At 58.0% G+C, this 10,156-nt stretch carries 12 protein-coding genes and 1 pseudogene; 9 read left to right on the top strand and 4 right to left on the bottom strand.

Annotated elements, in window-relative coordinates; all coding sequences use genetic code 11:
- From secY to A3754_RS24945, 8 genes and pseudogenes are all read left to right on the top strand, one after another.
- Positions 1-301: pseudogene (secY, locus tag A3754_RS24975) on the top strand (preprotein translocase subunit SecY); the annotation flags it as partial.
- Positions 302-318: 17 nt separating this feature from the next.
- A complete protein-coding gene (gene rpmJ, locus A3754_RS26360; RefSeq protein WP_008928865.1) occupies positions 319-435 on the top strand; it encodes a 50S ribosomal protein L36 in 117 nt (38 codons plus the stop codon).
- 116 nt (positions 436-551) lie between these two features.
- Complete coding sequence (rpsM, locus tag A3754_RS24970) at positions 552-908, top strand: 30S ribosomal protein S13 (RefSeq protein ID WP_063521641.1); 357 nt, start codon at positions 552-554, stop codon at positions 906-908.
- A gap of 36 nt (positions 909-944) precedes the next feature.
- Entirely contained in the window at positions 945-1,343 is a 399-nt protein-coding gene (rpsK, locus tag A3754_RS24965; RefSeq protein ID WP_011587706.1) for a 30S ribosomal protein S11, read from the top strand.
- Between the two features lie 16 nt (positions 1,344-1,359).
- On the top strand, positions 1,360-1,992 hold the full coding sequence (gene rpsD / locus A3754_RS24960; RefSeq protein WP_007148340.1) for a 30S ribosomal protein S4: 633 nt from the start codon (positions 1,360-1,362) through the stop codon (positions 1,990-1,992).
- 20 nt (positions 1,993-2,012) lie between these two features.
- Positions 2,013-3,020, top strand: coding sequence for a DNA-directed RNA polymerase subunit alpha (gene rpoA, locus A3754_RS24955; protein WP_007150795.1), 1,008 nt, complete (start codon positions 2,013-2,015; stop codon positions 3,018-3,020).
- A gap of 49 nt (positions 3,021-3,069) precedes the next feature.
- On the top strand, positions 3,070-3,453 hold the full coding sequence (rplQ, locus tag A3754_RS24950; RefSeq protein ID WP_063521640.1) for a 50S ribosomal protein L17: 384 nt from the start codon (positions 3,070-3,072) through the stop codon (positions 3,451-3,453).
- A gap of 106 nt (positions 3,454-3,559) precedes the next feature.
- Positions 3,560-3,895 (top strand): DOPA 4,5-dioxygenase family protein, encoded by a 336-nt coding sequence (locus A3754_RS24945; protein WP_063521639.1) that lies wholly within the window; start codon positions 3,560-3,562, stop codon positions 3,893-3,895.
- Between the two features lie 30 nt (positions 3,896-3,925).
- On the opposite strand, the gene A3754_RS24940 is transcribed toward A3754_RS24945, so the two are convergent.
- From A3754_RS24940 to A3754_RS24925, 4 genes are all read right to left on the bottom strand, one after another.
- The gene (locus tag A3754_RS24940) at positions 3,926-4,303 is read right to left on the bottom strand and encodes a hypothetical protein (RefSeq protein WP_063521638.1); all 378 of its coding nucleotides are present in this window, start codon (positions 4,301-4,303) and stop codon (positions 3,926-3,928) included.
- Positions 4,304-4,427: 124 nt separating this feature from the next.
- Positions 4,428-5,753, bottom strand: coding sequence for a glycerophosphodiester phosphodiesterase family protein (locus A3754_RS24935; protein ID WP_082872465.1), 1,326 nt, complete (start codon positions 5,751-5,753; stop codon positions 4,428-4,430).
- 199 nt (positions 5,754-5,952) lie between these two features.
- Positions 5,953-8,775 carry an excinuclease ABC subunit UvrA gene (gene uvrA, locus A3754_RS24930; protein ID WP_063521637.1) on the bottom strand — a complete coding sequence of 941 codons (2,823 nt, stop codon included), beginning with the start codon at positions 8,773-8,775 and terminating at the stop codon, positions 5,953-5,955.
- A gap of 120 nt (positions 8,776-8,895) precedes the next feature.
- Positions 8,896-9,546: a response regulator transcription factor gene (locus tag A3754_RS24925; protein ID WP_007148438.1), complete on the bottom strand. Its 651-nt coding sequence runs from the start codon at positions 9,544-9,546 to the stop codon at positions 8,896-8,898.
- A 265-nt stretch (positions 9,547-9,811) separates the two neighbouring features.
- Here A3754_RS24925 and A3754_RS24920 point away from each other — a divergent pair.
- The coding region (locus tag A3754_RS24920) for an MFS transporter (protein WP_156497217.1) at positions 9,812-10,156 on the top strand (345 nt) is incomplete at its 3' end.

Below are 10,156 nucleotides of genomic sequence, written 5' to 3'. Positions count from 1 at the left end.
CGGCGCTTATATTCCGGGCATTCGCCCGGGCGAGCAGTCCGCTCGCTATATCGACACGGTGATGGGGCGTTTGACTCTGATCGGTGCGGTATACATGACGCTGGTGTGCTTACTGCCGCTGGGTCTGCAAGCTGTTGCCAATGTGCCCTTTTACCTGGGCGGCACCTCTCTGCTGATCGTTGTGGTAGTGGTAATGGACTTCTGGTCGCAGGTTAATTCGCACCTGACGTCCACCCAGTACGAGAAGTTGATGAAGAAATCCAACCTGAAAGGGTATGGTGGCACCGGTCTGGTGCGTTAACGAACGAGGCGAGTGCGATGAAAGTTCAGGCTTCTGTAAAGAAGATCTGCCGTAACTGCAAAGTGATCCGTCGTAAGGGGCGTGTCATGGTAATCTGCAGTGCCGAACCCCGGCACAAGCAGCGCCAGGGTTAAGGTTTAGTCTTCTTTTAAGTGTTTGGTTGAAATTCAGTCGGTGTAGCGCTAGACTCTGCCGCCTTTCGGCGCCTGTGAGCCTGGCGCCACCCGTTTTGTGAATCGGAGATATTCGGATGGCCCGTATTGCAGGCGTTAACATCCCGGAAAATAAGCACACGGTGATTTCTCTCACCTACATCTTCGGGATCGGTCGCACCCGCGCAGCATCAATCTGCGCAGCGACTGGTATTGAGCAGACCGCGAAAGTTCGCGAGCTGACCGGTGAGCAACTTGATGCCATTCGTGGTGAAGTTGCCAAGTTCTCTACCGAAGGTGACCTGCGCCGGGAAATCAACATGAACATTAAGCGTCTGATGGACCTCGGTTGCTACCGTGGTATTCGCCATCGTCGCGGCTTGCCGCTTCGCGGTCAGCGTACCAAGACCAATGCGCGCACCCGTAAAGGTCCGCGTAAACCGATTCGCAAATAAGCTGAATTAGACAGCGGCTGGATTTGGATAGGCATTATGGCTAAGTCAAAGAAAGATAGTGGCGCACGTCGTAAGAAGGTAACGCGCACCGTTGCGGACGGTATTGCGCACGTGCACGCTTCCTTCAACAACACCATCATCACCATCACTGATCGTCAGGGCAATGCGTTGTCCTGGGCGACCTCCGGTGGTGCTGGTTTCCGTGGTTCCCGTAAAAGCACCCCGTTTGCTGCCCAGGTGGCGGCTGAAAACGCGGGTAATGCTGCGAAGGACTACGGTCTGAAAAATCTTGAAGTGCGGGTGAAAGGCCCCGGTCCGGGTCGTGAATCTTCTATTCGCGCCCTGAACGGCTGTGGATACAAGATCACCCATATTGAGGACGTAACGCCGATTCCCCATAACGGTTGCCGTCCGCCTAAAAAGCGTCGCGTGTAACGGGAGTTAGAGCAAGATGGCAAGATACATCGGTCCCAAGTGCAAGCTTTCCCGTCGAGAAGGCACTGATCTGTTCCTGAAGAGCGGTATCCGCCCTCTGGAATCCAAGTGTAAAGCTGAGCAGGCTCCTGGCCAGGCTGCTGGTGCAAGCGGGCGTCGCCCGGCACGGCTGTCCGACTACGGTGTTCAGCTGCGCGAGAAGCAGAAAGTTCGTCGTACCTATGGTGTGCTGGAAAAGCAGTTCCGTAGCTACTACAAGAAAGCGGCCGCTTCCAAGGGCGCAACAGGCGAAGTCCTGCTGCAGCTGCTGGAAGGTCGTCTGGATAACGTGGTTTACCGCATGGGCTTTGGTTCTACCCGTTCCGAAGCGCGTCAGCTGGTTAGCCACCGTGCCATTCTGGTTAACGGCCAGTCTGTGAATGTTGCGTCTTACCAGGTGAAGCCTGGCGACCAGATCAATGTTCGCGAGAAGTCCAAGAACCAGCTGCGCGTGAAGAACGCCATGGAGCTCGCTCAGCAGCGCGGCTTTATGCCGTGGATTGAAGTTGATGACAAGAAGCTGGAAGGTACCTACAAGGCGAAGCCTGAGCGTATCGACCTGCCTGCCGAGATCAACGAAAATCTGATCGTCGAGCTGTACTCCAAGTAAGGACTGCCTGAGGGATCTCTATGACCGCCGTGAACGACTTTCTCACGCCCCGCTCGATCGCGGTCAACGCGATCAACCAGACCCACGCCAAAGTGGTTCTGGAACCGCTGGAGCGTGGTTTTGGCCACACTCTGGGGACTGCGCTGCGCCGCATCCTGATCTCCAGCATGCCCGGCTGTGCGATCACCGAAGTGGAGATCGACGGTGTGCAGCATGAATACTCTTCTATCGAAGGGGTCCAGGAAGATGTGATCAACATCCTTCTGAACCTGAAGGGCGTTGCCCTGCAGATGGAAGATCGCGAAGAAGCGACCCTCGAGCTGGTCAAAAAAGGCCCGGGCGCTGTAACCGCGAATGACATCCAGCGCGATCACAGCGTTGAGATTGTCAATCCGGATCACCTGATCTGCACCATCACCGGCGACACCGAACTGCGTGTGAAGCTGAAGGTTCAGAAAGGGCGTGGCTATGTTGCTGCGGATTCCCGTCAGTCTGAAGATGACGAGACTCGTGGTATTGGCCGTCTGCAGCTGGATGCCAGCTACAGCCCGGTTCGTCGCGTGGCCTACGTGGTTGAAGCGGCCCGTGTTGAGCAGCGTACTGACCTGGACAAACTGGTTATCGATCTGGAAACAGACGGAACCATTGATCCGGAAGAAGCGATTCGTCGTGCAGCAACGATTCTGCAGCAGCAGATTGCGGTGTTTGTAGACCTGGAGCAGGATGCCAAGCCTGAGCCGAAGCAGGAGCGTGAGGAAATCGATCCTATCCTGCTGCGTCCGGTGGATGATCTTGAGCTGACCGTTCGTTCCGCTAACTGTCTGAAAGCGGAAAACATCTACTACATCGGTGATCTGGTACAGCGTACCGAGGTTGAGCTGCTGAAAACCCCGAACCTGGGTAAGAAGTCGCTGACCGAGATCAAAGATGTGCTGGCCTCTAAAGGTCTGTCGCTGGGCATGCGTCTCGAGAACTGGCCGCCGGTCAGCCTGCGAGATGATGACCGGCTGAACACCAAATTGCGCTAATTAGTTGTTGTGGACGCTGTGAAGCGCCCCTGAACATAGGAACAGAATCATGCGTCATCGCAAAAGCGGCAGAAAACTGAATCGGAACAGCTCTCATCGTCAGGCCATGTTCCGTAACATGGCTGTGTCTCTGCTCGAGCACGAAGCGATCAAGACCACTCTGCCGAAAGCCAAAGAGCTGCGTCGTGTGGCTGAGCCGCTGATCACTCTGGCTAAGGAAGACTCCGTCGCTAACCGTCGTCTGGCTTTCGACCGTACCCGTTCCAAGGAAATGGTCGGTAAGCTGTTCAACGAGCTGGGTCCTCGTTACCAGGAGCGTCCGGGTGGCTACATCCGCATTCTCAAGATGGGTTTCCGTGCGGGTGATAACGCACCGATGGCCTATGTTGAGCTGGTTGACCGTCCTGAACTGGCTGACGCTGACGAAGAGTAAGCGTTAACCGTTCCAGAAAAACCGGGTCCTGTGCCCGGTTTTTTTGTGCCTGTTGCAAGTGTGAAAGCATCGGCTATGCTGGAGTTGTCATTAACGGGCACAGCGTATGGCGATCAACGGTTTTCACGCACACGTCTATTTCGACGAACAAACCTTTTCCCAGGCGGCGGCTCTCTGCCAGGCTGCTCACCAACGCTTTTCTGTGCCCATGGGCCATATGCATCGAAAGCCGGTGGGGCCGCACCCATGCTGGAGCTGTCAGCTGACTATCCCACGCCGTTTGGCAGGGGAGGTGATTCCCTGGTTAATGGCGAGCCGGAACGGCTTAACAGTGTTTGTGCATGGCCTCAGTGGTAACGATCTTCGTGATCATACGGAGTTGGTGATGTGGCTGGGGGAGAGCCAGCCGCTGGATTTGAGTATTTTTCAGTTCTCCGCCTGACAATAAGCTGCGCCACGCTTTTTCTACTTTCTACCCTTGTACGACCGTCCTGCCCCGGTAAATAACGGCCTTTTGTGTCGAGCGTGAGCGTGTGGGCGTTTGTCTGAGGGTTTCGGGCGCTGGGCTGATCGTTTGTCCCCGGTAGCGTCGTGCTGCTGGTTCGGGCGGCAGCTGTGGTTCCGGGTCGGCGCCTTCGAGGTTGAGTAGTGCAAGCCGAATTTCGCCGTACAGCCGTTGGAGACCCTGGGAGCGGGTATGGCCGGCAAAGTGAGCCAGCTTGAAGCGCAGTTGGGGGTCCGTAAGAGAAAGGCTTTCGTCGAACTCGGCGCGGATCAAGCGCCGACACTGGTTGACCAGGTTAACGATGTTGTACTGCATCAGCCAACGGTGGTCCGGGGTGGATTCCATACTCGTACTCCTCGGCCTGTGTGTAGAGTGGTACAAAGCAGAAAGCGTGCCACCAATTCAGGGCTGCCTGAGGGGCCGGAGCCCCGCTACAGGGCGGCGCAGGGTAAAGTGTGGTGCAACTGCGCTATTGTTGTGCGTGCGGGTGGGCCGAGCGGTGTTGCCGCAGGCAGTTGGCATAAAAAGTGGTGGTGGCTGGCCAGTCGGAGAACACGCCGATGACGCCCACCTGACGAGCCAGTACATCCAGTAGCGCTAGGGTATCGCCGTCGTTATTAGTGGCAGAAGGGATGCTCTGATAGTACCAGCCTCCGCCGTTGGCCAGTGGCCCGGAGCGTTCCAGGGACCAGGCAATCATCTCCAGGCCTGCCTGTTGCGCGGAGCGGGCATAGAGGCTGGGTACGATACGGTTTTGGGTGTCGGTGGTGACAAGCATCCATAGCGGCGGGGCGATGATGTTGACCCCGTAGCCTTTCAGTGTGGCCATGTCGGGTTGCCAGGTCCCGGGATTTTGCGGGTCCAGTCCGCTGCTGTCACGGCCGTCCAGGTAGACCGCCTGGCGGCCAAAGGCCGGTGTGGCCGATAACCAGTAGAGAACATCCTCCAGATTGAATGATTGTGGATAGACGCGGTGAGGGCTGACGCCGGCCTCTTGGTAGTCACGGATCATTTGCCGTGCATAGTCCTGCTGGTTGTAATCGCCCTGATAGGGCATGGGGACTTGCGGGGCCTTCAGTTCCGGGGTCATCTTGACTCCCAGCTGGCGGAACAGGGCGATGCTTTCCCTGTGGCTGAGCAGGGTGCCTCGCTGGCTGTAGAGTTCGGTGCGCCAGTCGGGGGTGCCATTCAGGTACTCGTCAACGGTGGTGGCTTGAGGGTTGGCACCATCCATCTTTCCTTTCAGGGTTTTGAATTGGGCCAGGGTGATGTCACTGGTACAGCATTTCGCACTGGCGGCGTGGGTGCCATCAAAGGGGCTGAACGGTTCACTGCACTGGCTGGCCAGTTCGGTTTCCAGGATGTTGGTGGTGGTATGGAGATCGCACTGTGAATGACGGCAAACCAGCTGCCGGTCTTTGGTAAAGGTGACATCACATTCCACAATGCCAGCGCCCATACGCGCGGCTGCACGGTAGGATTCTTCAGTGTGTTCCGGGAATTGCAGCGGCGCACCGCGGTGGCCGATGGAAAAGTCGCTTCGTCGCTGCGGGTGGCGCTCCGCGGCGCAGGCCTGCAGGGCTTCTTTGGCAGGCCCGGCATCCATATCAGAGACAAGGTAATAGGGGCGGGGGCCCAGCGATACGCTACTGCTGTGGGCCGCGGCGTGGTGCGGCGCTTTGCGATTGGCGTCACCTGGTGTGTTGTGATCCGGTGCCTGAGCGGCACAGGCTACAGCGGCGGCGCCCATGGCCAGTGCTGCGATGCAGCCTTTCAATGCGTCAAATCGTTTCATGACTCGCCTCCATGTTGGTGACTGAGGGTGAGTCTGAAAGCCAAATATGACGGGCTGGTGGGGGGCAGGCTGCGGCTGCGTGACAGGGCGTGGAAATGTGCTGTTCGTCACGGCGAAACTCCTGCGATGGCCCTTTAAGAAAGAGGCGGACAGGGGCTTGGCAGCCTTGCCGCCCCGTGCCGGTATCCGGGGCGCTGCGTTATCCAAGCATGGGTTTAAGAAAACGTCCGGTATGGCTGCCTTTCACCTTGGCGACCTCTTCCGGGGTGCCTTCGGCGATGATCTCACCGCCGCCATCGCCGCCCTCGGGACCCAGATCCACGATCCAGTCAGCGGTCTTGATTACATCCAGGTTGTGTTCGATCACCACTACGGAGTTGCCGTGGTCTGCCAGGCGATTGAGTACGTCCAGCAGGAGCTGGATGTCATGGAAGTGCAGGCCGGTGGTGGGCTCGTCGAGGATGTACAAGGTGTTGCCGGTATCCCGACGGGACAATTCCTTGGCCAGTTTGACCCGCTGGGCTTCGCCGCCGGATAGCGTGGTGGCTGCCTGGCCGAGTTTCACATAGCTGAGGCCCACATCCATGAGGGTCTGGAGTTTGCGTGCCAGCGACGGTACGGCATCGAAAAACTCGCGGGCATCTTCGATGGTCAGGTCGAGCACTTCGAAGATATTTTTCCCCTTGTAGGTGATTTCCAGGGTTTCCCGGTTGTAGCGTCTTCCTTCACAGACTTCACAGGGAACATAGATGTCGGGCAGAAAGTGCATTTCTACCTTGATGACCCCGTCACCCTGGCAGGCCTCGCAGCGGCCGCCTTTCACATTGAAGCTGAAGCGGCCGGGTTTGTAGCCGCGGGCGCGGGCTTCCTGGGTGCCTGCGAACAGTTCCCGCACCGGGGTGAAAATGCCGGTGTAGGTGGCCGGGTTGGAGCGGGGAGTGCGACCGATGGGGCTCTGGTCAATGTCCACTACCTTGTCGAAATGCTCCAGGCCTTCAATGGACTCATGGGGAGACGCGGTCAGGGTGGTGGCCTTGTTGAGTTTGGTAGCCGCCAGCGGGTACAGGGTGCTGTTGATCAGCGTGGACTTGCCGGAGCCGGACACGCCGGTGATGCAGGTCAGCAGGCCTACCGGAATGTTCAGGGGATGTCCTTTCAGATTGTTGCCGGTGGCGCCGTGCAAGGTCAGCCAGCGATCGTCATCATGCTGCCGGTGCTGAGCGGGAATGGCGATTTGTTTACGGCCGGACAGGTAGTCACCGGTGAGTGACGCAGGGTTGTCCGCCACGTCCTGGGCGCTGCCCTGGGCGATAACCTCGCCGCCGTGGACACCGGCCCCGGGACCGATATCAATGACGTGGTCAGCCAGACGAATAGCGTCTTCATCGTGCTCCACCACGAGCACCGTATTGCCCAGGTCCCGCAGGCGGGTGAGAGTGCTGAGCAGGCGTTCGTTGTCACGCTGATGCAGGCCGATGGAGGGCTCATCCAGCACATACATCACGCCCACCAGGCCGGCGCCGATCTGGCTGGCCAGACGAATGCGCTGGGCCTCACCACCAGAAAGGGTTTCTGCACTGCGCTCCAGCGTCAAATATTCCAGCCCCACGTTAACCAGAAACTGCAGGCGATCGCGGATTTCCTTGAGAATCTTGTCGGCGATTTCGCCTCTGCTGCCGGGCAGCGTGAGCGCGCTGAAGTAGGCGTGGGCCTTGCCCACCGCCAAGCGTACTACTTCGGGTAAAGTGGTTTGTTCAATAAAGACATGACGGGCGGCTTCACGCAGGCGCGAGCCGTTGCAGCTGGGGCAGCTGGAGGTCGACATGTAGCTGAGCAGGTCTTCGCGTACCGCATCGGATTCGGTTTCCCGGTAACGGCGCTCCATGTTGGGAATGATGCCTTCGAAAGGGTGGTTGCGCTTGATGATATCGCCACGGTCGTTCAGGTAACGAAACTCGATGCTTTCCTTGCCGGTGCCGTGCAGTACTTTCTTGCGAACCTCTTTGGGCAGGTCCTTGAAGGCCGCATCCATGTCGAAGCCAATGCTCTGGGACAGGGAGTTGAGCATCTGGAAATAGTACACGTTGCGTCGGTCCCAGCCCCGGATGGCACCCTCGGAGAGAGACAGCTCGTCAGAGTTGATGACCTTGTCTTCATCGAAGAACTGTTTCATGCCCAGGCCGTCACAGCTGGGGCAGGCACCGGCCGGGTTATTGAACGAAAACAGGCGCGGTTCCAGCTCCGGGATTGAATAACCGCAGGTGGGGCAGGCGAATTTGGCAGAGAAGGTGGTTTCCTCGCCGTCGCCGTCCATGGGCGCGATCACGGCAATGTCGTCGGCCAGATTCAGGGCGGTCTCGAAGGATTCCGCCAGGCGGTTCTGCAGGTCGTCGCGTACCTTGAAGCGATCCACCACCACTTCGATGGTGTGCTTCTTGTTCTTGTCCAGGTCAGGAGTGTCGTCCATGTCGTAGATGCGGCCATCAATGCGTACCCGGATAAAACCCTGGGCGCGCAACTCCTCGAACAGGTGAACGTGCTCGCCTTTCTTTTCGCGGATCACCGGTGCCAGCAGCATCAGCTTGCTGCCTTCCTCCATGGCCAGCACCTGGTCCACCATCTGGCTGATGGTTTGCGCGGCCAGCGGGGCATCATGCTCGGGGCAGCGTGGCTCGCCGACCCGGGCGAACAACAGGCGAAGATAGTCGTAGATTTCGGTGATGGTGCCCACGGTGGAGCGCGGGTTGTGGCTGGTGGACTTCTGTTCAATGGAAATCGCCGGGCTCAGCCCTTCGATGTGGTCCACATCGGGCTTTTCCATCATCGACAGGAACTGGCGGGCGTAGGTGGACAGCGATTCCACATAGCGGCGCTGACCTTCCGCGTACAGGGTGTCGAACGCCAGGGACGATTTGCCGGAGCCGGACAGGCCGGTAATCACCACCAGCTTGTCCCGGGGAATATCCAGGTCCACGTTCTTCAGGTTATGGGTGCGTGCGCCACGAACCAGAATGGTATCCATCTACTGCCCCTGAGTACTGTCAAAATGAACAGGGCAGTATAAGGGACGCTGGACGCCCGACGCCAGACGCAGGATGCGAAAAGCCGGTGTCAGGCATTTGGCGTCTTGCGTCAGGCGTGGTTACAGGTTTTCCTGGGCCCAGTTCACCGCTTGCAGGCGGTTGGAGGCGTTGATCTTTTTGAAGATGTTGTAGATGTGGGTCTTGATGGTGTGCGGGCTCAGATTCAGGCTGCTGGCGATTTCCGAGTTCTTGGCGCCGGTGGCCATCACTTTCAGCACTTCCACTTCCCGGTCTGTCAGGCTGACTTCGCTACGCGAGAACGTCTTGTTGAAGGTCCGGCTCTTCATCAGGTAGGTCTGCAGGACGGCGCGCGGGAACCACAGCTCACCATCGAAAATGGCCTTGATGCCTTTGCTGAGCAGGGCCTGGGGGCAATCGTGCTGGAAGCCGCCGTTGACCATGGGGAGCCCGGCCAGTTTGGATAGTGACTCATCGCTGTCCACGTTGAACACGGCGATCAGGACATCGCTTTCCACTTCCTGGTCGGCTTCCAGCAAGTGAGCGATGACTTCGTTCACGTCTACGGAGTGATAGTCCACCAGAAACAGGTTCTGGTTCTGTTCACGCAGAATCTCGGTGGTGATATCCAGGGCGGTGGGAATGCTCTTGGCTGCCACGTCTTCCTTGACGAGAAACTCTGTAAGCAGAGCGTTTTGCAGCTGTTGGCTGCCGACCACGTAAACTTGCTGGGTATGTTCTTGGCTATTCATTGGCCCCGTCCGTGATTGCTCAGGCAAACACCTAAGAAAAAAAACTGATCAGCCTGTCAATTTATCACCGCTTTGGCGGGGGTTCAATTTGATGCACTCGAGTTTTACCGATTTCACGATCAAAGGCTGAGTGCTGCAGGTGTGCTGTTCGGGTTCTGGCGGAGCCGGAATCTGCTACACTGCGTGCCCTTTTGTATCGGCCGGGGTTGCAGCAGCGATGTGCTGCGGTGCTGAGGCCACTCCGGGTTAGGAGCGAAAACGGTTCATGACGGCATCATCTTCCCATGCCCTGCAGCGGACAGAACTGAAAACCACCGGTTATCTGGCAACGATTTTTGCGTTGCGGATGTTTGGTTTGTTCATGATCCTGCCGATTTTTGCAGTCTACGGGCAGGCGCTTGAAGGGGCTTCCCCGCTTTTGATCGGTACGGCCATTGGCGCCTATGGCCTGATGCAGGCATTGCTGCAGATTCCGTTTGGCATGCTGTCGGACCGTTTTGGGCGTCGCCCGTTGTTGTTGATCGGCCTGTTGCTGTTTATTGCCGGTGGCGCAGTGGCAGCCATGAGTGACCATATTTACGGCGTGATTGCGGGGCGGGCGCTGCAGGGG

The organism is Alcanivorax sp. HI0083, from assembly GCF_001635175.1.
Note: the sequence above shows the minus strand (reverse complement) of the source record. Positions and strands in the feature narration are given on the sequence as shown.

Coding starts and splice junctions, on each gene's coding strand:
- rpmJ (WP_008928865.1), top strand. CDS start 319: ATGAAAGTTCAGGCTTCTGTAAAGAAGATCTGCCGTAACTGCAAAGTG.
- rpsM (WP_063521641.1), top strand. CDS start 552: ATGGCCCGTATTGCAGGCGTTAACATCCCGGAAAATAAGCACACGGTG.
- rpsK (WP_011587706.1), top strand. CDS start 945: ATGGCTAAGTCAAAGAAAGATAGTGGCGCACGTCGTAAGAAGGTAACG.
- rpsD (WP_007148340.1), top strand. CDS start 1,360: ATGGCAAGATACATCGGTCCCAAGTGCAAGCTTTCCCGTCGAGAAGGC.
- rpoA (WP_007150795.1), top strand. CDS start 2,013: ATGACCGCCGTGAACGACTTTCTCACGCCCCGCTCGATCGCGGTCAAC.
- rplQ (WP_063521640.1), top strand. CDS start 3,070: ATGCGTCATCGCAAAAGCGGCAGAAAACTGAATCGGAACAGCTCTCAT.
- A3754_RS24945 (WP_063521639.1), top strand. CDS start 3,560: ATGGCGATCAACGGTTTTCACGCACACGTCTATTTCGACGAACAAACC.
- A3754_RS24940 (WP_063521638.1), bottom strand. CDS start 4,303: ATGGAATCCACCCCGGACCACCGTTGGCTGATGCAGTACAACATCGTT.
- A3754_RS24935 (WP_082872465.1), bottom strand. CDS start 5,753: ATGAAACGATTTGACGCATTGAAAGGCTGCATCGCAGCACTGGCCATG.
- uvrA (WP_063521637.1), bottom strand. CDS start 8,775: ATGGATACCATTCTGGTTCGTGGCGCACGCACCCATAACCTGAAGAAC.
- A3754_RS24925 (WP_007148438.1), bottom strand. CDS start 9,546: ATGAATAGCCAAGAACATACCCAGCAAGTTTACGTGGTCGGCAGCCAA.